Source organism: Exiguobacterium sp. s80 (genome assembly GCF_018618725.1).
Taxonomy (GTDB): Bacteria; Bacillota; Bacilli; order Exiguobacteriales; family Exiguobacteriaceae; genus Exiguobacterium_A; species Exiguobacterium_A oxidotolerans.
Genome location: NZ_JACSMP010000001.1, coordinates 211,619 through 233,729, shown reverse-complemented (window position 1 = coordinate 233,729; position 22,111 = coordinate 211,619). Strand labels below are relative to the sequence as shown.

Genomic DNA, 22,111 nt, shown 5'->3' with positions numbered 1-22,111 from the left:
TACAGAAACTATACCACGGTTTTTTTAGTTTGTACACCTTTTGTACAACTATTGTACAACTTTTTATTAAACTTCATCTTTTGTTCACAGTTATTCCTTAACAAACACTAGAACATGATGGACGGATGATTGTTTGCTTGGTAAAATAAGTACGTATATTGACTATCTGTCGGATTTAGGGGGTTATATGAATGGGGAGAATGTACCGCGTACTCGGATTTTGGACTGGAATCATTGCAGTCATGGCATTTATCGGCGCACTCGGCGGCGACGCGAGCTCAAGTGAGCATACGGATTCATTTTTAGTTATGGGCTTTGTCTTCTTGGCACAAACTGTCTTCTTTGCAGCATTAGGCTATCTTCGCCTAACTGAAAAAACGTATGTCTACATCTTTGCAGCTTACTTAACAGTATTCTTTATCGTCTTCACGTATTGGTCCAACTTCCAGATGTAAAATAAAAAAACGCCTTCTCTTCAATCGAAGAGAAGGCGTTTTTTTACACGTAATCAAAAGAACGGGTTGTTCTTAACTTCTTGACGCAATGTTGTCGTCGGACCATGTCCAGGGTAAAACGTCGTGTCATGCGGCAACTCAGCGATGATTCGATCAATCGAGCGCATCAACGTGTCTTGGTCGCCACCATGTAAGTCCGTCCGCCCAACACTCTGCTTAAACAACAAATCGCCGGCAAAGGCAACCCGTTCATTTTTGAAGTAGAACGTAACGCTACCAGGCGAATGCCCAGGCGTCTCGAGAACATGCATGTTAAAACTACCGATTGAGAGTGGTCCAGGCTCTAACCGATGCTCAGCCGGTTTGACTTTGACCGGCGGCACACCAAACTTCGACGATCCATTTAAATCGGGATTCGCCAACCATTTTGCTTCTTTTTGATGAAGATAGACTGGAGCCGATGTGAATCGTCTCAACATGTCAACGCCACCGATGTGATCAAAATGAGCGTGTGTTAAGAGGATTGCTTCGACTTGCGCGTTCCGCTGCTCGATTTCGTCAAAGAAACGCATATCTTCCGTTCCCGGATCAATGACGAGACATTTCCCATCTCGAAAAAGAAGGTATCCGTTTTCCGAGGCGATACCTGAAGTAATACTTACGATTTCCATATGATCAGACTCCTTTTAAACATCATTCTTTTCTACTATACACGAAATTGTCGAAACTTCCCTCTTCCCCCTCTCGACTTTAGGCGGATAGTCAGCTAAACTAAAAAGTGAGATTTAAGTGAAATCTTCGTGAACTTCATAACGTGATTTTTAAGGGGGAGTACGTCATGCATTTGGATCAACCAATCGGTTGGCTTTTCTTCATCGTAGCACTCGTCGGTGTTTGGGCCGTCGTCCGTTCACTTAAGAAACGCCAAATGTTTCCACTCGTATTTGCTGGACTGACTGTTGTACTATTCGGCTGGTTCGGTATTGCGACGCTGATTTTCGGTGGAATCCCATCGTAATCGTTGGATAAACATTAAAAAGGTGAGCTTTCTCGTCGAGAAGGCTCACCTTTTTTTGTCGTCATAAGTCTTGCGAAACGGATCGTACGAACAAAAGAAAGCCGAAATCCCTTAAGACGTAGAGGGATTTCGGCTATTTTAGTGTTTATCACGACTTATTTAGACTTTTGTAAGAAACGTAGCAAGTCACCGTAAATGACTTTGTCCGACAGACCGAGTTCTTTTTCAGACTGTTTGACTGCCTCTTTACAGATGGCTCCATTTTCTTCATCCGTCACTTCTTCACCTGTTTTCCGGTCATAACACGTTTCTTGTGTATAAACGGTTTTATCGGTGATGATAGACCCATCACGGAACAAGGCGTAATCTTTATGTTCTTTTGAGAACAAGTCTGTTCCGAATAAGACTTCATCCTTAAAGTCTTTTCCTAATAGGTGGAGCAACGTTGGTTTCATGTCGATTTGACTCGCCACTTCTTCGTGCTTCACACCTTTAGTTTGTCCTGGTAAGTGAATGACGAACGGAACACGTTGCAACTGAGCGACGTCATATGCCGTCAACTCATCTTTTTCGAGGAGTTCCGCCATCGCCGCGTTATGGTTCGTCGAGATTCCGTAATGGTCTCCATACAACATGAAGATTGTATCGTCCCATGTACCATCCTCTTTCAGACCATCGATGAACTTACCGAGTGCCATGTCTTGGTATGCGAGGGCTTGGACATAATGATTCAATGTCGTCGAGCTCGTCTCAAGCGGTGGGACGAGTTCATCTTCCGGTTTCGGCATTTCGAACGGATAGTGGTTCGTCAATGTGATGAACTTCGAATAAAACGGACGTGGAAGATCTTTCAACATTGGTAACGACTGTTCAAAGAACTTGTCGTCGAGTAAACCCCACTCCGTTAAATCATCCGGGTTACCGAGATCATAATCGGTCTCCGAGAAGAAACGATCGACACCAAAACTATTGTAGACGATGTCACGATTCCAGAACGATTTATTGTTCGCATGGAACACGGCAGAATAATAGCCGTCTTCTTTTAACATCTCTGGTGTTGCCCGGAATTCATTTTCCCCATTCGTAAAGAACGCAGAACCACGCCCAAGTGGATAGATTGAATTCTCTAAGATGAATTCAGCATCCGATGTCTTCCCTTGTCCCGTATTATGGTAGAAGTTATCCCATGAATGTGACTCTTTAATTAATTTGTTTAAGTTCGGTGTGATTTCTTGACCATTCGGCGCTTTCAGGCCAACCGCAAATGATTGGGCCGATTCGAATGACATCACGATGACGTTTTTACCTTCGTACTTGCCGAACATGACCGGGTTCGGCTCAGCATACTTCGACGCGACGAAGTTTTGAACTTCCGACAATTCAGAACTGTCCGCAAGAGCTTTTTGTGCTGATGTTTTTGATTGAATCAACGCGTCATACATATGGAAGTTAAACGTTCCGATATTTTTGACGAGTAGTTCGCGATCAAATGCCCGTGTCAATAGTTCCGGACGTTCCGTTTCCGCAAGTGCCAAGTTTCCAAGGAAGACAGCAGTTGCTGCGACGAACGCTAAAATCGCGCGTCCTCGTGACGCGACATTTTTAGACATGTCCATTTTCCGTAAGAAGAATGGAAGAATCAATAGATCGCCGACAATCAATAAGTCTGCCCATGTCAACAATGATGTAAGCGATGCTGAGACCGTCTCAGCATTTGATGTTTGGAACAAGACCGGTAACGTCAAGTAGTCATTGAAGAAGCGGAAGAAAATGATGTCCGCATAAAGAACGAGCGTCGCAAGGACGAGTATTCCGTAGATGAACCATTTTTGAACGTTACCACGGAAGAAGAAACTAAATCCAAACATGAAGAGCGCCGAACTGATTGGATTAATCAGTAAGATGAATGCTTGTGCTGAATTCGTAATCGGAACATCGAAAAACAGCGTGTATGCTACATACGTTTTTAACCAAATTAACAATGTCGCAATCCAAAAAAGTTTATGTTCTGTGTAGGTGCTTTTCACACCTTGGCCTACCTTTAGTCGCATGCGCGACCAAATGCCAGAGTCTTGCTGCATAAAAACCTGCCTCCTAATATACGTGTGTTCTTGACCTGGAACTTTTACACGTCAATCCATATTCTATTTATACCCGTATCACGTGAAAATTTTACGCTTACTTTTACAAAAATGCAACCTGAACAAAGCAGATACTTAACAATCACATACTTTCCTTACGTTTGTAAACAAAAAAAAGATTCGCAAAAGCGAACCTTTTTCTGAAATTTAATGAAATCATTTTTTCAAGAACATTTGTTTCGCAAGCCATGCACAACCGATGACACCTGCGTCATTCTCAAGTTCAGCAATTTTGAAAGTCGTCGACTCAAACACACGCGGTAACGCGAAGCGTTCAAATTGTTTTTTGAGCGGTACCATCAAAGCATCCCCTGCTTTTGAAACCCCACCACCGATAACGATCATTTCCGGATTGATGCTGTTCGCGAGATTCGAGATTGCTAATCCGAGATGGAACGTCACTTCCTCGACGACTTCCGTCGCAATCCGGTCGCCCTTCGTATAGGCATCGAAGACATCCTTCGCCGTCACGGCTTGAATATCGTTCAGGACCGTTTCCTGTCCTTTTCGTTTTTCGAGCCCGAGACGTGCTACACCGGTCGCAGAGGCGATCGTTTCAAGACATCCTTTTCGTCCACAACCGCACAGGACGCCGCCTTCTGCTAACATCGTGATATGCCCGATTTCTCCTGCCATCCCGACTGTCCCGTGAACGATTTGACCGTTCGTAATCAATCCACCACCGACGCCTGTCCCGAGTGTCACAGCAAGTAACTCCGTCGCTCCACTACCGGCACCTTTCCACATCTCACCAATTGCCGCTGCATTCGCATCATTTTCAATAACAGCCGGTAAACCCGTCAATCGTTCAAATTCACCAATCAACTCAAAGTTATTCCAACCGATGTTTACGGCACGTTCGACGACACCGGTATTAAAGTCGATGAAGCCTGGTGCACCGATTCCGGCACCAACGAAGTCTTCCGGACGTTTATTACTCTCTTTACATTTCTCAAAAAAAGATGTCGCGATGTCGCCTGGAATCTGTTCCCCATCATTCAGGATAACCGTCTCGATCTCCCATTTTTCAACGATGATGCCTTGTAAATCAAGAATTGCCATCTTGACTGTCGTTCCACCAATATCAATCCCGAGTAACCATTTCATCTGCATAGCTCCCTTATTCGTAAATGATTTCATCTCTATTAGTTTAGCTGAACGGCAATCTTGTGCAAAGGGTTGCACAAGATTTTTTTCTTACGAATGTCGTGATTTTTTCAATTCATGTGCCAAAATCACTTTCGCTGAATCATATTGCTTTTTTTCTAACACACCGGCTTGCTCGAGCTCATCGAGTTCGAGCATCATCATTGCTATATCCGACTCGCGATCGCCTAAATAGACAATCGTCCCGTACGTTTTCAATAACTGTTGCACATCATAAAGTGTTTTCATCATTCATTTTCTCCTTCACGAACACATTCAGTAAATCATACGTCGCTTGAAGTGACGCTTCATGCGTCCGTTCATACGAGTGACTCGATTCGATTCCTGGACCAAGCAGTCCATGACGGACGTCGTGCCCCGCACTGACGGCTGCTGAAGCGTCAGAACCGTAATATGGATAGATATCGACCTTATACGGAATCGAATGGCTTTGGGCAAGACGTGTGAACTGATGACGTAATGCAAGGTCATACGGTCCTGAGCTATCTTTCGCACAGATTGATACCGTATATTCATCCGAGTGTTGTCCTTCTCCTAATGCGCCCATATCGACAGCGATGTATTCTGCGACGTCTTCAGAAAAACCGGCATTCCCACCAAATCCGACTTCTTCATAATTCGAAATCAGAATTTGCGTCGTATGCGGTAATGTCTCGTTTTTCCACTCCTTGATCAGTTCGAGCAACAGGGCGACGGATGCTTTATCGTCCAGATGACGTGATTTGACGAAACCTGTTTCGGTATGAATAAATCGCGGATCGAACGTCACGATGTCACCGACTTCAATCCCTGCTACCCGTGTTTCCTCTGCCGTCGTTGACCGGATATCGAGTCTCACTTCGATATTCGTCGCATTTCGCTCTTCCGTGTTCGTCACGCGTGACGTATGGACGCTTGAGTGATGGAACAAAATCGTTCCTGAGATCGTCTGTCCGTCCATTTTATGGACGAGACAATTTTCACCTTCGATTGCCGTCCACGCATAACCGCCAAGTTGAGATAACGTCAGTCGCCCTGTTGGCAAAATCTCTTTGACCATCGCCCCGAGCGTATCGACGTGTGCTGTCAACAAACGAATCCGTGAAGACTGTCCGGGCAACGTAGCGAGCAATGCTCCCTTTTCTAACTTTTTATACGTAATTCCTTCTGCTTTAAATCGATTTTCTACATATGTAAGAGCATGCGCGGTAAATCCAGTCGGACTTGGGATTTCTACTAATTCACGAATCGTCTCAATCACAGCTTTCATCTTGTTCGCTCCTCGTTTGACGTCCTTTTTAAGAAAGGACGGCTTATTTTAATGAAATCGTTTCCTTCTTATGATACCAAATATCTCTCTCCAGTCGAAAAAGAATGCACACTCAAAAAAAGCGACCGTCTGCTATGGAAAAAAGCCATAGCATCAGTTGCGCTACGACTTTCATCCTTTAAATGACTTCTTAACTCTTTCATTTAGACGTATTTTTTCATCCAAATGTCATCTCGATACGTCCCATCCTCTAGTTTGACCGAATCAGGGTCTTCTGCATATACTTCGAAGCCAAGTGATTCATAGAGTTTTTGAGCAGCTTCATTTCCTGACAAGACGGCTAGAATGACTTGTTCGACTTCCGGAATTTGTTTCGCCTCTTCAATCAAGGCCTCCATCAGGGCGCGACCCGTGCCCCCACGATAATCCGGTGAGATATAGACACCAGAAATCATCGCCTTATGTGATTCCCGTGACAGTTCGTACGGTTTGACCTGACCAAATCCAAACAATGTATCTTCATCGAATATCCCGATCCAAACTTCATCAGACTCCGGATCTCCTTCGAGCCCCTCTTGAACTTCTTCGAGTGGCGTTTGTTGCTCATCGTCAAAAGAATGACCAAATGCATCCGGATGATTTTTTAGACCTTCGAGGCGTAAGCGCCAATACTGTTCTGCATCTTCCTTTGTTAACGTTCGAAATGTATACATGACTATCGTTTCTCCCCTTTGTGAGTTTTCTAATGTTTCTTAAGACATGAAAAACTCTTCTATCCCTAACATAACCTTTTTCTAGTAAAATAAAACCTAGTTTTCAGATTTTTTATCGCGTCCTTTTTTCTAATCAAAAAATCGTACCCACTGAAACTCCGTTTGCCCGAGTTCAGTGGGTACGATTGACGCTTCCGATTTAACGTAAGACAGGTTCCATCGTTTGACGTAAAACTTCCGCCGAATGATGGAATTTTTTTAATTCCTCATCCGTCAGCGACACCTCGATGACTTCGCGCACACCTTGTCGGTTAATCACGGCAGGTACACCGATATGAATACCAGAAATCCCGTACTGTCCGTCAACGTGCGCTCCTACAGTCAACAAACAGTTCTCGTTCCCGAGAATCGCACGGACGATCCGAACGAGACCAAGTCCAATCGCATAGTATGTTGCACCTTTTCGTTCAATGATATGATAGGCTGCATCGCGTACATTGATATAGATTTGATCTAAATCTTTTTGAGAATAACGATCGTCTTCTGCAAGCAGTTCATCAATCGTTTTTCCATAGATTCTTGAGTTGCTCCAGGCAGCGAATTCCGTGTCGCCATGCTCACCTAAAATATAGGCGTGGGCGTTTCGTGAATCGATATTAAAGTATTCTCCTAACATTTGGCGCAAGCGTGCCGTATCGAGTACCGTTCCTGATCCGAAGACGCGTGACTTTGGTAAACCAGAATATTTCCATGCTAAATGTGCCATGATGTCAACGGGATTTGATGCGACGACGATGATGCCGTCAAATCCTGATTCCATGATTTGGCGCATCATTTCTTTCATGATTAAAGCATTTTTCGCAACGAGGTCAAGTCGTGTCTCACCCGGTTTTTGTGGTGCACCGGCCGTGATCACGATGACTTCGGCATCTTTACAATCCCCGTAATCCCCTGCCCATATTCGCATCGGCGAAGAACTGAATGGCGTCCCGTGATTTAAATCCATCGCTTCCCCTTCAGCTTTTGCTTTATTCACATCAATGATGACAAGTTCTTCACAAAGTCCAGCTGTCGTCATTTGATACGCAAAACTTGATCCTACTGCCCCCGCACCAATTAACGCAACGCGTGTAACTTTAGCATGTAATTCCATCCGATATGTCCACCCTTCCAAACAAATTAAAAGTTTGTTAACTATCTCACAATTAGATTGTAACATCTTTCACAAACTATTAAAGACTGTGTAAACGGTCACATTTTGTCTAATTTGTGTCAACAATATCCTAACATAAGGAAGTCAGGTACTTCACGTTCCATTACCACAATCGATACAACATGAAACCAATCAGCCCCGCTAGCGTACTGGACAAATAATTAACGGCGTCATTCCCTAGCCACTTCCACCCTCGGACATATTGTGTCGTAGTACCATGATGGATTTTTTTCTCGGTTTCTTTGCCACAAATCTGACAACGATACTTTCGTTGAACGGTAGCGCCTAACACCGTATCGAGAATACTGCCAAGGACACCTCCGGCCGCGACGATCAACCATTGCTTTACGGACAAATCGAATAGAATGTCACCCGCTGTCGCGATAAATAATGCACCGATGATTGTCGCGAGTGTCCCGAGTAAAGATACCCCGCCGCTCGTTCCTCGTAAGACCGGTTTAAACGTCCGGATTGAAATCGGTTCTTTTTTAGAAAGCGGACCAATCTCGGATGCCCATGTATCTGCATTCGAAGCAGCAATGACAATCAAGAAAACTAATAAAAAATCAAATTCATTTGTCAGTACAACGCCTATCGAAGCAAGCATAGCGGTTCCACCGTTGGCAAGTACTTGCCAACCATCTCGTGCACCATCCTTCTCGACGATTTGATCGACGGACTGCTTGCGTGCCTTACCGAGTTTTGATAACAGGCTAGAGCTACCGAAGAATAACAGTAACAGGACTAATCCTTCATAATCGAGCGCATAGACGACCGTGCTGCCGACAAGTATCGTCAACAATGCACCGCTTTTCGTTAATAATCCAAATTGATAGCCAGCATATCCGAGAGCTAAGCAGATGAATAGAAGAACAGTTAATGACATTGAATGACCTCATCTTCAGTGACAATTGTATCAACCGGGCGATCAAATGATTCTACTTCGAATCGTTCCACGACTTGAACGGCAAATGCAATCGAAAGCGTCGGACCTGAAAAATCAATCAACGCACGATCATAAAACCCACCACCCCATCCTAAGCGATAGCCATTACGCATATAGGCACGACCCGGTACGATACAAAGATCAATCGTCGGCAATGCAATTTCAAAAGCAGTTGCATCCGGTTCAAAAATCCCCATCGAATTCTCAATCAGTCGACTGCTTGGCGAATGTTCAAAAAATCTCATTTCTTGACCGATGACCTTCGGAATGACGACACGTTTTCCATCCGCCCATGCTTGTTGAATGACTCGATCCGTTGAACATTCGTTTCGAAACGAGAGGGTCACCGCAATTGATGTCGCACTCATCCATTCTGGCAATACAAATAACTGCTCTGCAATTCGTCGTTCCCGCTCCTGCCGGTTTTCCAACTCGTTCAGTCGCTCACCGATTACCCGTCGCGCTGCTTTTTTATTCATATAGTATTCCCCCATTCACAAAAAAAGCCATCACACAAGGTGACGGCTTCCATCTCAATTATTTTACTTCACGGTGAAGTGTGTGCTTACGGAGACGTGGGTTGTATTTCTTCAACTCAAGACGCTCTGGGTTGTTACGCTTGTTCTTTTTAGTGATATAAGTACGGTCACCAGTTTCAGTGCAAGCCAAAGTAATTTTAACGCGCATGGGATTCCCTCCTATCTAGCTCTCAATGTATCAAGTGTTTTTGCTTTACATAAGGTTAAGCATACTCAAGTATCGTACCAAGAAAGGAACGGAATTGCAACTGTTCATCCGTTCTTTTTCTGAATCGCCAATTGTTCGTATGGTTTTTCAAGGTTCACTTGGAATTCAAGCGGTTTTTGAGCAACATGATAATCATTTTCGATTCCTTGTCGCGCTTCTTCACGTTCTAAATAAATCAATTGTGAATGACGAAGTGCTTCGCCCTCTAATCGTTTAATCGCAACAACTAAACCACCGCTACTCGCTGGAGAACGTTCACTCTCAAGATTGTACACATTGCTGACAAGCGGCAACTGATTGATCTCAGCAAACGATTGAGCAGCCGACGCCGTCTCCATCGTAAAGTTATGGACAAGGCGGAATTCTACGATTTTATGCAGGGCTTGCGCTTGACGCAACACGGCAAGATTTAATCCGGCCAACTGATTGTAAGTCTGAACGAGCGGTAGGCCCGTCATGCGGACGCCGTAAATATGAACGCCATCTTCAAATCGATAAGCCGTCTCATTTTCTGTGATGACATAGACATTTTCTCCCGCTCCTGCCAATCGCTTCGCAAACTCAGCAATTGGTCGGTTCGAATCTTGGTAATCTTTTGCGACGAGTAAAATCGCGGCATCGTTCCATGACGTTTCACGTTGCACCGCAACATAGTAATCATGCGTCGTCAAATAGACGTCTGGTTCGATGTCTGTATCCGCTAAGAAGGGATATTCGGCATAACGCGTTTCAAGCCAGTCGGTCGTTAATTCTCCAGCGTCAAGTAACCGCTCCGTTTCTTCAAATCGCTTAATATGTTCACGGAATCGATTTGCCGCATATTGTGCCGTCGTCTGTCCATCGAGAATGAACGGCCAGTCGCTCGAAACCGCGAGCAAGTATTCACGAATCAATTGACGTTTTGCTTTGACCGTCAAACCATCTTGATGACGATTACGCGCCATGACACCGGCTAATCGTTTTTCAAGTTGATGCAAGTGACGAATCATCCAGTCGTTCCGTTCATTGATCCACACATCCGCATACCCTTTCCGGCCCCATGTCCCCATTGCGACGTGCACCGTCTCGATGTCGCCAAAATGACGCTCGAGGAACATTGTAGGTGAAATCGATTCGACCCCAACATCTTCAAGTCGTTCCATGGCTTTACCGAGGAAGTCCGGTCCCTCAAACCACCAATGACCAAATAATTCCGCGTCAAATGGCGCTGTGACAAGAAACGGCGGGAAGTCTTGTCCACTGTGCTGGTCAAGATGCTCCGCCAATGCTTCCGCAAAGTCAGCTGCATGCTCATCCGTTTGTTTCCAAGCCCAGTCGCGGACATAAAAAGCCTTTTGATCGGACTCTCCTGTAACACGATGTAATTTTAAGCCCGTATCGTAGCGGAGTCCTTCAGGATGCATGAATTCTGCAATTTGGTCCCACTCCCGATCATAGGCAAGATCGCGGTAAAATTCACGATAGTTCGGGTGTCCCGGATAACCAATGACAGAACTCCAAATGCGTCCAGAAATGATTTGATCGCGCGGAAACAGTGCAACACCATGTGGCGAATAGACCGGTGCGCCGATGCCGTGTTTCGGAGCAGGATCAGCGTTTAAGATGGAATGTTCGTCTACGAATGTATAACGAATCCCCTCTTCGTACATGATTTTATCAAGACCTGGTGTGTAGGCACATTCCGGCATCCATAGCCCCGTCGGACGGAATCCATAATGACGTTCGAAACAGTTTAATCCAGTTTGAATCTCTGACCGGGCAGCTTGCTCTGATAACATATGCGGACTGAAACCATGCGTTGCCGTACAGGTCATCAATTCAAGGTAACCCGCTTCTTTATAATGACGGAAGGCATGGTTTAAATCGCGACCCCAATGTTCGAATGTATTTTTTAAGTCACGGTACCGTTCTTTGTAGAAAAGCAGGGCATCCCGTTCTTCCGCCACTAAATCGCGGTCAAGTTCTTGATCAATTAAGCGTAATGTATCATCTAAATGCTCTACATAACGTTCTTGAATCAGTGAATCCGCAAGCATTTCAATGACGGGTGGAGAAATACTAATCGTCCATCCGAGCGGACGCTCCAGACGATCAATTTCCCATAATAACGGAATATACGTTTCTGAAATCGCTTCGTACATCCAACGCTCTTCTAGACGATGAGCTTCCTGATGACGAATATAAGGTAAATGGGCATGTAAAACGAGTGAAAAATAGCCTTTGCGCATGTTTTCTCTTCCTCTCCTTCTTTCTATCTTTTAGCTCAACGAATTCGGTCGAAATAAGAATACGGTCGTAAAACTTCTACCCATTCCGGTTGCTCGACTTCTCCATTTTGCCAACGAGCGACGACTTCAGCGAATCGCCCTTCAACGACAGGTTCGTCACGCGGCGTCTCGACCGGCTTCGAACGTAGTACCGGAACAAAGTCACCATCAATCGTTTGAATTCCCCATTCGATGATGTATGTAGTGTTTGGGGATAACGGACGAACGAACCAAGAGTTCGTCATTTCCGGCAGTTCAAATTGATACGTCCGGTTCGCTTCACCTTTTTCATACTCGACTAACGTCACATCAATGATTCGAAGTTCTTTACGGAATGAATCGAACGCTGCATGGTAATGCGTCTCTAACATTTTACGAGATAACTCCGAGAGCTCCCAGTACACGTACAATGCCGTCGGCGATTGAACGATGGCATGCATGATGTCATCTTCATAGTGCGTCGCCATCCCGAATGCATCCCGTTCAAGCGATGGTATGGCGATGACAGCAGGAACGATTTCATTCGCAGCCACTTTCATCGATGGAGTGGTTTTCTGTTGTTTTTTAGGAGTTGCTGTTTTTTTGTCCGTTGGTTCTGAAAGTGATTTTCGGTACTTACTCCACGCATATTTCACTTTCCCTTCCGTCGACTCTAATTTCTCAGCGATTTGTTTTGTCGTCAGTCCTTGTTCTTTTAATTTTATGATTTTATCAAGCATTACCTATCACCTCTTTATCTTTATTCACTTCTTTCCTATTCTACAAACTTGTTTCAAATTCCTTTACGAAAAAAAGTAGGTCGAGGATTTTCCTCGTACCTACTCAAGTTAGTTATTTAAGTCGTAGTGTTTCCCTTTTTCGAGATAGATGAGGTGCTCCCCGACGTTCGTCAAATGGTCGCCCATCCGTTCGATGTAGCGACAGATGTTCGTAAACTGCATGATTTCATCGACAACAATCGGTTGCAATGACATATGGCGCATGTATTGGCGAAGCGCTTTATATGTCGTCTCATCAATGATGTTGTCGAGATCGGATAACGCTTTTGCTTTTTCGATATCACCATCGCGATAGGCGACGATGGCTGTTTCCGTCATATCAAGCAATGTTTCAAACGCTTCTTTTAGAAGCGAGATGTCGATGACATAAGGAAATGTTTCGACACGTAAAACCGCTTTCGAGATGTTTCCGGCATAATCGGCAATCCGCTCTAAGTCTGTTGCGATTTTCATCGCTGTCACGAGTCGACGTAAATCCGTTGCCACTGGTTGTTGTTTCGCAATCAAAAGAATCGCATCATCATTAATTTCAAGTTCCAGCGCATCAAGTTCGTTATCATTTTCAATCACTGTACGCGCGATGTCGAGATCGTATTTTTCAAGTGCTTCTGCTGTCGTCGCAATCTGTTGCATCGTCTTGCGGGCAAGAAGAAAGACTTTTTGATCGAGTACTGCTAGATTTTCTCCAAAAATCGTACGGTGAGCTGCCATTGAAAGTTCCTCCTAATTATCCGAATCGTCCTGAAATATAATCCTCTGTCCGCTTATCACTCGGATTCGAGAAGATACGATCCGTTTGATCAAACTCCACTACTTCTCCGTTCAAGAAGAATGCCGTCTTATCTGAGACACGTGCTGCCTGTTGCATATTATGCGTCACGATGATGATCGAGTACTCTTTTTTCAACTCCTGGACGAGTTCCTCGACTTTGAGTGTCGAAATCGGGTCGAGTGCTGAAGTTGGCTCATCCATTAAGATGACATCCGGTTCGATTGCAAGGCACCGCGCGATACAAAGACGTTGTTGTTGCCCACCTGATAATCCGTAGGCATTTTCATTCAGACGATCTTTGACTTCATCCCAAATCGCCGCACCTCGCAAGCTACGTTCCACGATTTCATCTAAAATCTTTTTGTTTTTGACACCGTGGACACGTGGTCCGTACGCGATGTTATCGTAAATCGATTTCGGGAACGGGTTCGGTTGCTGAAAAACCATTCCGACGGACGTCCGTAATTCTTCCACTTCATATTCTTTATCGAAGATGTTCCGGCCGTTATATTCGATGACACCGTTCGTCCGTACGATTGGCACGAGCTCGACCATCCGGTTCAAGGTTTTGATGAATGTCGATTTCCCGCACCCAGACGGTCCGATGATTGCCGTGACTTCGTTTTGTTTAATATCTAAGTTGACATCTTTTAAGGCGTGGTCATCGCCGTACCATAAGTTTAAATTGTCGACACGGTATACACTGTCTTGCGCAGCTACTGGTTGATTCATAGTTGTTGCCCCTTCTTTCTCGGCTGTTTTTGTCGTCAGCTTCGTATCCATCATCTGTGTTCCTCCTTAAAAACGATTCAGCACACTCCTACGATTAATAACGTTTAGAAAAACGATTTCGAATCCAGATTGCAAGTGAGTTCATTGTCAATAAAATCACCATCAAGACAATGATTCCTGCTGCAGCAAGACCTTGGAAATCAGCTTGCGGACGGCTTGTCCAGTTATAAATTTGAATCGGCAACGCCGTAAACTCTGAAAAGATCCCTTCTGGTGCACGGGCGATGAAGATGGCTGCTCCGACCATGATAAGCGGTGCTGTTTCACCAATCGCACGTGAGACAGCTAAGATGATTCCCGTAATGACACCTGGAAGTGACGCCGGTAAAACGACTTTGAACGTCGTCTGCCATTTCGAGGCACCAAGTGCCAGTGAAGCATGACGCATCGCTTGCGGCACGGAACGAATCGCCTCTTGCGACGATACGATGACGACCGGTAAGCTCATTAACGCGAGCGTCAACGCTCCAGCGATCAATGTTGAACCGAAGCCCATATTCCGGACAAAGAATGTTAAACCGAGCAAACCGAAAACGATTGAAGGTACGCCTGCCAAGTTCGAGATGTTGACTTCGATGAACGATGTCATCCGCCCTTTTTTCGCGTATTCCTCTAAATAAATCGCAGCTCCGACACCCATGATGAAAATCATTGGAACGATTAAAAGCATTAGGAAGATCGTACCCATCAGTGCAGGATAGATTCCAGCGCGTTCTGGACGTCGTGATGGGCCATTCTGAAGGAAATCAAGCGATAACCATGCAGCACCATCACGGAGTACGCCGACAAGAAGAATACCAAGAACGACGAGACCAAATAGGAGACCAATCAAGAAAATCACTTTCGTCACATTGTTGACGACAAGACGCTGACTGATTGATTTTTTTACTGCAACTGGATCAATGAACTTTTTTTGTACAGGTTGTTTTTCTGGTAAGGCCATCTTAATACTCCTCTCTGAAACGACGCGTAATCCAGTTCGCGAGGAGGTTCATCACAAGTGTAAAGACGAACAACAGCGTACCAACAGCGTAGATACTATAATATTCAACGGTTCCATATCCCGCATCACCAAGCGCGACTTGAACGATATAAGCTGTCATCGTTTGGACAGGTTCAAGCGGATTGACGGTTGCAGTAGGATTTGATCCCCCGGCAATCGTCACAATCATTGTTTCACCAATCGCACGAGACATCCCTAGGACGATCGACGCGATGATACCTGAAAGTGCTGCCGGAACTACGACTTTTAAAGCCACTTCAAGGCGTGTCGAACCAAGTGCGAGTGCACCGTCACGGATTTTTTTCGGGACAGAACTCATCGCATCCTCAGAAATCGAGGCAATCATCGGGATGATCATGATTCCGACGACAATCCCTGGGCTGAGTGCGTTGTAAATCGCAAGACCGGGAATTAACTTTACGAGTAGAGGTGTAACGAACGTCAACGCGAAGAAACCGAAGACGATTGTCGGGACACCTGCTAAGACTTCAAGAATTGGTTTTAACACACGACGTGCGCGCTCTGACGCATACTCACTTAAATAAATAGCAGATGTGAGTCCGATCGGCACGGCAACTAGCATCGCAATCACGGTAATCTCAAGTGTTCCGACGACGAGCGGCCAGATTCCGTACTCTGGAACCGAGTTCAACGGGTACCAGCTCGTACTACCGAAAAATTCTTTGATTGAGACGACTTCAAAGAAATGTTCCGTTTCGATGACTAACGTGAGAATGATGCCAATGGTCGTAACGACCGAAGCAAACGCACATAAAAATAAGATGATTGGCATAATTCGTTCCATGATGTTTTTCATACTGAATTTTTGTTTTCGGTTCTGTTGAATCAGCTCGCGAACCGAGTTTTTTGATGATGAATTCATCCTTCTTCGCTCCCTACTTCATCATTCCTACATAAGAACGGGACTTAAAAAGGGAGAGATTCCCCCCTTTTTAAGTCACCCTCCTATTCGGATGTTTATTTCATTGCATCTTCGATTGCTTTTGCATTTTCGTCATAACGCTCTTGCTTCATTTTGACGTAACCGACTTCTTCCGCTAAATCACCGGCATTTTCATTCGTAAATTTCACGAAGTCAGCGACTTGTTTTTTATCAGTGAGTGATTTGTTGTTTACATACGTGTAGATTTCACGTGATAACGGATATGAAAGATCGTTGATTGTTTCTGGTGTTGGATCAACAGCATCTTTTCCTTCAGCCGATAACGGTACTTCTTTTAACTTATCTTTGTTTTCAGCATAGTACGCATAACCAAAGTAGCCGATTGCGCCTTTTGTTCCTTCGACACCTTTAACGAGGACGTTATCATCTTCAGAAAGCTGGACGTCTTTACGCATATCTTTTTCATCCATTACTTCCTCATTGAAGTAATCGAATGTACCTGAGTCTTTACCAGGGCTGAAGAATTTGATTGGTTCTGCTGGGTAAGATGAATCGACATCTTTCCATGTTTTGACGTTCGGATCCTGCCACATTTTATTGAGCTGGTCAATCGTCAATTCCTTGACCCATGTGTTTTCTTTACTTACTGCAACTGTTAATCCGTCAAGCGCTAGTGCCATTCGTGTATATTCAATTCCATTTTTTTCTGCTTCTGCTGCTTCTTCTTCTTTGATTTCACGTGAAGCGTTCGAAAGATCTGTTTCACCGACGACGAAGCGTTTAAATCCGCCACCTGTCCCAGACACACCGACCGTTACGTTTACATCTGGCTGTTCAATCGAATATTCTTCTCCGACTGCTTCCATGATTGGAAAAACTGTTGACGATCCATCAATTGCAATCTTTCCTGAAAGATCCGACGAACTCGAAGAGCTTCCTTCGTCATTTCCGCATGCTGCACCGACTACTGCGATTGAAGCTACTGTTGTGATAAGTGCTGTTTTTTTCATCCAAGACATGATTAAATTTCCTCCTCGAAGTATGTCGCTTATACCAATACGACTTTTTATCCGTTTCCCTTACAAGACTTATAATACGGATGAACTATTAAAACGAAATGAATCCAACGTAAAAGAATTGTAAAGGCTTGTTTTTTGCAGTTTACAATTCAAAATACATTATAAAAAAAGGTCAATCCAAATAAAAAAAACGAAGATGAGTTTCCTCACCTTCGCTCTTCTAGTTAATTTGGCTTAGTCTGCCACGGAATATCTTTTACATTGAAGTACGCCTTCACTAAATCATGCCCAATTTTCGAGTTGACCGTTTCTTGCTCCATATATGGAAGGAACACGGCCCAAGCAATCTCTGGATTATCATACGGCGCCCAACCGACAAGGTTCGAGTTTAATGAACGAACCGGCTGACCACTGCTGTCACGTAACGCAATCCCGTCTTCACCATATACGCTTACCTGTGCCGTACCTGTCTTAGCCGCCGCATCGATTCCTGTCAGCGCAATTACTTTAGAAGTCCCGCGCTCTCCTTTGACGACTCGATGTAATCCTTCACGGACGTGATCAATGTTGTCTTGGCTGACTTCGATTCGGTTCAAGTAATTTGTTTCGAAGCTATACTCGACTTGTTTTGTTTCTTCTTCAATTGAATTCGATGCGAGCACTTCTTTTAAAAAATGTGGTTGAACACGATAACCGCCGTTCGCGAGTGTTGAGATATACTGCGCGACTTGTAACGGAGTGAACGCGTCATATTGCCCGATGACACGGTCCATCAAGAGCGTGACGCGGTCCGGTGTCCCTTGCACACCTTTCGCTTCGTACGGTAAATCAATCCCAGTCGTCACGCCGAGCCCGAACTGGCTGTAATAGTTTTGCATGATGGCTGCAGCAGCATCGACGCTCGCCCCTGCAATCCCATTACTCGGATAATTTGCCATCCGCATTGCGATGTTGAACATATATACGTTTGACGAGCGTTCGAGCGCCGTCAAATCCGTAATCGGCCCCATGTTGACGTAAGAGGCCTTCTTCGTCCCACCGATTGTAATCGGCGCATCATTGATGACTTCATTTTGACGAATGACGCCTTCTTCAAGTCCCATTGCAACCGTCGCCCCTTTAATCGTCGATCCGATTTGGAGTGAGGTCAGAACATTATTGATTGCGACGTCACTGAATTTATTCGTCGCCGTATCGAGTTTTTGTCCCGACATCGCTAAAACTTCACCCGTTTGCGGGTTCATCACGACCGCATAACCTTCTTTAAGATAGCCGCTTCCCATGCCGCGACCCATCTTGATCGCTTGTTGGAGGATTTGATCGACCTGTTTGTTGTATTCCGCGTCAACCGTCAGAACGAGGTCTTTTCCAGACTCTCCTTCTTCGCGGTTCGGCTCACCGACTGGTTCGCCGTTAAACGTCTCATACACATCATATGCCGGTTTACCGCGTAGTAAATCTTCATATTGTTGTTCTAAAAACGATGTTCCGACCCGATCGTTTAAACTGTACCCTTTTGCCTTGTATTCCGCTTGTTGCTCAGCAGGAATCTTCGAGTACTTTCCGAAAATGTTCCGGAGCGTTCCTTCATATGGATAAGATCGTTCATAGAACGGTTCCACAGAAACACCTTTTAGGTCTTCGAGATTTTCGTCAATGATCGCCATCTCTTTTGCCGTCGCACCAAGCTTGACGAGTTGTGGATCAAGCGCATACCCGACTTCCATATTGTGTTTGATTGCGACGATTTCCATTGTTTTATCATCATAATCAATATCTTTCTCTGTAATTGTATCGAGCATGACTTGATTCTCTTCAGCAATCGATAACTTTTTTCGTTCTTCCAATGTCGGATACTTTTCTTTCATGACAGCATCAAAACGACGTTTCGACTCTTCTGTATTGGTCGCGATCCAGTAATCTTTTAAGTCACGTTCCGTTACCTTCCAATCATCTTTCGGTAAATTGATGATGGCAGCGAGACGTGAAGCTGTTTCAATCCGCTCATCGACCTTTGTATTTTGCGAGCGTCGGTAGACAATTGAATATTTTGAAATCGTATCGACGAGCAATCGTCCATCGCGGTCATAAATTTTCCCGCGTGGTACTTCATACTTGGAAGCGATCATCTCTGTTTTTTGAACTTCTCGTGAGATTTTTTCACCATTGACAATTTGGACGACACCAAGTCGGAAAATCAAAATCGCAAATAATAAAAAAACAACAAAGAACATTAAATTTAATCGAAGCGGCAAGTGGTTACGCCGTCTTCCTCTTACCGTGATTCGTTTCGCCATGGCGTACTCCCCTATCGTTCAAAAAGTCATCTTTGTTTATTATATAGAAGGAAACAATCCATAACAACCTATCCCATCATTTTCCGCATTAAAAAAAGAACCGTGCCCTCTTACCGGGGACACGGTTCTAGCATTTAAAAACGATTATTTTGCGTCAGCGTAAAGCTTGGCAACGTGATCCCAATCAATGACATTGAAGAATGCATTGATGTAATCCGGACGACGGTTTTGGTAGTTCAGGTAATATGCATGCTCCCAAACATCAAGTCCGAGAATTGGCGTTTTACCTTCCATGACTGGTGTATCTTGGTTCGGTGTCGAAACGACAGCAAGTTTGCCACCTTCGACGATGAGCCATGCCCAACCAGATCCAAAGCGTGTTGTAGCTGCTTTAGCGAAAGCATCTTTGAATGCATCGAATGAACCGAATGCTTCATCGATTGCTGAAGCGAGTTCGCCTGATGGTGCAGCACCGTCGTTCTTTTTAAGCAATTTCCAGAAGAATGAGTGGTTCCAATGACCGCCACCGTTGTTGCGAACTGCTGTTTGAATGTCAGCAGGAAGCGCATCAAGGTTTTGAAGCAACTCTTCTAATGATTTCCCTTCGTGTTCCGAGCCTTCGAGCGCCGCGTTGACGTTCGTGACGTAAGCATTATGGTGTTTCGAGTGGTGAATCTCCATCGTACGAGCATCGATATGTGGCTCAAGCGCATCATAAGCGTAGCCGAGTTCTGGTAATTCAAATTTTGACATTTTCATGTCCCCCTTTATCCTATTTTCGGAACTTCAATACCTTTTAAGACTAGCAAAAATGACGGGTATAACGCAAGTAATGACCCTTACATTTTATTGTTCATCGCGTGGTGCGAATACAGAGACACCACCACCCGGAACAGGGAAAACACCAAATCCTTCTTCATCGATGACGACAGGCTCATCTTGGTGATTTGTGTAATCGAACCATTCTTCACCAGCACGATCTTCTCCGACGAACATCCGTTTTTCACACATGTCTGCATTTGACAATAGTACGGCACAACCCGAGTTCGGGAACTCTTCGACTCCGTGACGGACCCAACCGACACAGTGTGGATCATCGAGATAATCTTCTTGTTTCCCGTATGCTTTATGGTAGCGGGCGTACAGCAATGCATCAATCATCTCTTTTTTACCTTCGACTGGATGTGGTCCTTGTACACCGTAATAATCGCCGTAAAAGACACACGGATAACCGTCTTTACGAAGGAGAACGGATGCGTAAGCATGTTGTTTAAACCAATCATCGACCCACGACTCAAGCGATTCGCCTGGTTGCGAATCATGGTTGTCAACGAATGTAACAGCATTCGTCGGGTGCGACTCAACAAGTGTATCTGCGAAGAGCATCGTCAAATCAAATTTTTTCCCCTGTTCTGATGCTTCGTGGAACTTATAATGAAGCGGAACATCGAATAAATCAATTGTATAGTCGACGCTATCTAAGAAGTGACGACAATCATCTAAGTCAGATTTCCAAAATTCACCGACCATATAAAAATCTTCTGGATTTTCACCCATCATTGATTTCGCGAATTCATTGACGAATTCGTAATTGATATGCTTGATTGCATCGAGTCGGAATCCTTGGCAATCGAGTGTATCCTTGAACCAATGCCCCCAGTCGATCATTTCCTTGCGGACTTCAGGATGATTGTAATCGATGTTCGCAAACATCAAGTAATCATAGTTCCCGAATTCGCTATCGACTTGGTTGTTCCAGTCTTTATTTTTTCCGGAAATTTTGAAGACGCCGGTTCTTTCTTCTCGCGCATCAAAATCCGTTCCGTTAAAGAATTCATGATTCCAAACAAAATCAGAATACTTCCCGTCACGTCCTGGGAAAGTAAATTTTGTCCATGCATCGATTTCGAATTCTTCTGAAATTTCTTTCGACCGATCTTCTGGGTTAACTTCGACGACATTAATCGTCTCCAGTTCATCTGCTGCCGCCTTATGGTTCATGACGACATCGGCATAAACAGCGATATCATTTTCATGTGCCACTTGAATTGCTTCAAGTAGTTCGTCTTTCGTCCCGTATTTCGTCCGAACCGTTCCTTTTTGATCGAACTCACCTAAATCATAAACATCGTATATCCCATACCCTGTGTCTTCATCTGATTGCCCCTTAGAAGCTGGTGGAATCCAAACAGATGTGATGCCTGCAGCACGAAGCTCCGGCGCTCTCTCTTTTAAACGTTGCCAATGCTTCCCATCATTTTCTACATGCCACTCGAAAAACTGCATCATTGTATGGTTACGTTCCATCTCTCTTCGCTCTCCCTCAATTACTATAGTATGAATATTATTACAATATCTTTAATATTCCCCAAGCGAACAAAAATAAACGCACACCCCTAAACAGGAGTGTGCGTTTATTAAATGGACCCTGCAGGACTCGAACCTGCGACCGGACGGTTATGAGCCGTCAGCTCTAACCAGCTGAGCTAAGGGTCCTTAAATAAATAGTAGCGGCGGAGGGAGTCGAACCCACGACCTCACGGGTATGAACCGTACGCTCTAGCCAGCTGAGCTACACCGCCATAATGAATTAAAACAACTACAATTAGATTAATGGAAAGCATCTAAA

General features: G+C 44.6%; 22 protein-coding genes and 2 tRNA genes. 2 read left to right on the top strand and 22 right to left on the bottom strand.

Annotated features, from left to right (window positions below; all coding sequences use genetic code 11):
* Positions 1–191: 191 nt before the first annotated feature.
* The gene (locus KNP94_RS01190; protein ID WP_012369782.1) at positions 192–455 is read left to right on the top strand and encodes a DUF2626 family protein; all 264 of its coding nucleotides are present in this window, start codon (positions 192–194) and stop codon (positions 453–455) included.
* A gap of 53 nt (positions 456–508) precedes the next feature.
* On the opposite strand, the gene KNP94_RS01185 is transcribed toward KNP94_RS01190, so the two are convergent.
* Positions 509–1,126 (bottom strand): MBL fold metallo-hydrolase, encoded by a 618-nt coding sequence (locus KNP94_RS01185; RefSeq protein WP_088836596.1) that lies wholly within the window; start codon positions 1,124–1,126, stop codon positions 509–511.
* Positions 1,127–1,293: 167 nt separating this feature from the next.
* Between KNP94_RS01185 and KNP94_RS01180 the strand changes: the two genes are divergently transcribed.
* The gene (locus KNP94_RS01180; RefSeq protein ID WP_029332993.1) at positions 1,294–1,473 is read left to right on the top strand and encodes a DUF2759 domain-containing protein; all 180 of its coding nucleotides are present in this window, start codon (positions 1,294–1,296) and stop codon (positions 1,471–1,473) included.
* A 155-nt stretch (positions 1,474–1,628) separates the two neighbouring features.
* Here the strand turns inward: KNP94_RS01180 and KNP94_RS01175 are convergent, their stop codons facing one another.
* The 21 genes from KNP94_RS01175 to KNP94_RS01075 form a co-directional block, all read right to left on the bottom strand.
* A complete protein-coding gene (locus tag KNP94_RS01175; protein WP_034801229.1) occupies positions 1,629–3,554 on the bottom strand; it encodes an LTA synthase family protein in 1,926 nt (641 codons plus the stop codon).
* A 216-nt stretch (positions 3,555–3,770) separates the two neighbouring features.
* Entirely contained in the window at positions 3,771–4,727 is a 957-nt protein-coding gene (locus KNP94_RS01170; RefSeq protein WP_214765391.1) for an ROK family glucokinase, read from the bottom strand.
* A gap of 84 nt (positions 4,728–4,811) precedes the next feature.
* Entirely contained in the window at positions 4,812–5,009 is a 198-nt protein-coding gene (locus KNP94_RS01165) for a YqgQ family protein (RefSeq protein ID WP_214765394.1), read from the bottom strand.
* Positions 4,993–6,030: a M42 family metallopeptidase gene (locus KNP94_RS01160; protein WP_214765395.1), complete on the bottom strand. Its 1,038-nt coding sequence runs from the start codon at positions 6,028–6,030 to the stop codon at positions 4,993–4,995. The genes KNP94_RS01165 and KNP94_RS01160 overlap by 17 nt, the downstream gene beginning before the upstream one ends.
* Before the next feature lie 203 nt (positions 6,031–6,233).
* Entirely contained in the window at positions 6,234–6,743 is a 510-nt protein-coding gene (locus KNP94_RS01155) for a GNAT family N-acetyltransferase (protein WP_088836593.1), read from the bottom strand.
* A 199-nt stretch (positions 6,744–6,942) separates the two neighbouring features.
* Positions 6,943–7,896 carry an L-lactate dehydrogenase gene (locus KNP94_RS01150; RefSeq protein ID WP_029332987.1) on the bottom strand — a complete coding sequence of 318 codons (954 nt, stop codon included), beginning with the start codon at positions 7,894–7,896 and terminating at the stop codon, positions 6,943–6,945.
* Between the two features lie 163 nt (positions 7,897–8,059).
* Positions 8,060–8,842, bottom strand: a complete 783-nt coding sequence (locus KNP94_RS01145; RefSeq protein ID WP_214765397.1) for a DUF92 domain-containing protein — start codon at positions 8,840–8,842, stop codon at positions 8,060–8,062.
* Positions 8,833–9,381 carry a 5-formyltetrahydrofolate cyclo-ligase gene (locus KNP94_RS01140; RefSeq protein ID WP_088836590.1) on the bottom strand — a complete coding sequence of 183 codons (549 nt, stop codon included), beginning with the start codon at positions 9,379–9,381 and terminating at the stop codon, positions 8,833–8,835. Before KNP94_RS01140 ends, KNP94_RS01145 begins: the two co-directional genes overlap by 10 nt.
* Positions 9,382–9,439: 58 nt before the next feature.
* Positions 9,440–9,589 (bottom strand): 50S ribosomal protein L33, encoded by a 150-nt coding sequence (rpmG, locus tag KNP94_RS01135; protein WP_012369771.1) that lies wholly within the window; start codon positions 9,587–9,589, stop codon positions 9,440–9,442.
* A 104-nt stretch (positions 9,590–9,693) separates the two neighbouring features.
* Positions 9,694–11,877: a glycoside hydrolase family 57 protein gene (locus tag KNP94_RS01130; protein ID WP_214765399.1), complete on the bottom strand. Its 2,184-nt coding sequence runs from the start codon at positions 11,875–11,877 to the stop codon at positions 9,694–9,696.
* Positions 11,878–11,912: 35 nt separating this feature from the next.
* Positions 11,913–12,635 (bottom strand): DUF4912 domain-containing protein, encoded by a 723-nt coding sequence (locus KNP94_RS01125; protein ID WP_214769929.1) that lies wholly within the window; start codon positions 12,633–12,635, stop codon positions 11,913–11,915.
* Between the two features lie 108 nt (positions 12,636–12,743).
* Positions 12,744–13,406: a phosphate signaling complex protein PhoU gene (phoU, locus tag KNP94_RS01120; RefSeq protein WP_088836587.1), complete on the bottom strand. Its 663-nt coding sequence runs from the start codon at positions 13,404–13,406 to the stop codon at positions 12,744–12,746.
* Between the two features lie 16 nt (positions 13,407–13,422).
* On the bottom strand, positions 13,423–14,199 hold the full coding sequence (pstB, locus tag KNP94_RS01115) for a phosphate ABC transporter ATP-binding protein PstB (protein ID WP_239456901.1): 777 nt from the start codon (positions 14,197–14,199) through the stop codon (positions 13,423–13,425).
* Between the two features lie 94 nt (positions 14,200–14,293).
* On the bottom strand, positions 14,294–15,202 hold the full coding sequence (gene pstA / locus KNP94_RS01110) for a phosphate ABC transporter permease PstA (protein ID WP_088836585.1): 909 nt from the start codon (positions 15,200–15,202) through the stop codon (positions 14,294–14,296).
* A 1-nt stretch (position 15,203) separates the two neighbouring features.
* Entirely contained in the window at positions 15,204–16,145 is a 942-nt protein-coding gene (pstC, locus tag KNP94_RS01105; RefSeq protein ID WP_088836584.1) for a phosphate ABC transporter permease subunit PstC, read from the bottom strand.
* Positions 16,146–16,240: 95 nt separating this feature from the next.
* Positions 16,241–17,185: a PstS family phosphate ABC transporter substrate-binding protein gene (locus tag KNP94_RS01100; protein ID WP_088836583.1), complete on the bottom strand. Its 945-nt coding sequence runs from the start codon at positions 17,183–17,185 to the stop codon at positions 16,241–16,243.
* Between the two features lie 224 nt (positions 17,186–17,409).
* Positions 17,410–19,482 carry a peptidoglycan D,D-transpeptidase FtsI family protein gene (locus KNP94_RS01095; RefSeq protein WP_214765401.1) on the bottom strand — a complete coding sequence of 691 codons (2,073 nt, stop codon included), beginning with the start codon at positions 19,480–19,482 and terminating at the stop codon, positions 17,410–17,412.
* A 144-nt stretch (positions 19,483–19,626) separates the two neighbouring features.
* On the bottom strand, positions 19,627–20,235 hold the full coding sequence (locus KNP94_RS01090; protein ID WP_088836581.1) for a superoxide dismutase: 609 nt from the start codon (positions 20,233–20,235) through the stop codon (positions 19,627–19,629).
* A gap of 93 nt (positions 20,236–20,328) precedes the next feature.
* The gene (locus KNP94_RS01085; protein WP_088836580.1) at positions 20,329–21,789 is read right to left on the bottom strand and encodes an alpha-amylase; all 1,461 of its coding nucleotides are present in this window, start codon (positions 21,787–21,789) and stop codon (positions 20,329–20,331) included.
* A gap of 115 nt (positions 21,790–21,904) precedes the next feature.
* A tRNA-Ile gene (locus tag KNP94_RS01080) sits at positions 21,905–21,978 on the bottom strand.
* Between the two features lie 12 nt (positions 21,979–21,990).
* A tRNA-Met gene (locus tag KNP94_RS01075) sits at positions 21,991–22,064 on the bottom strand.
* Positions 22,065–22,111 lie beyond the last annotated feature (47 nt).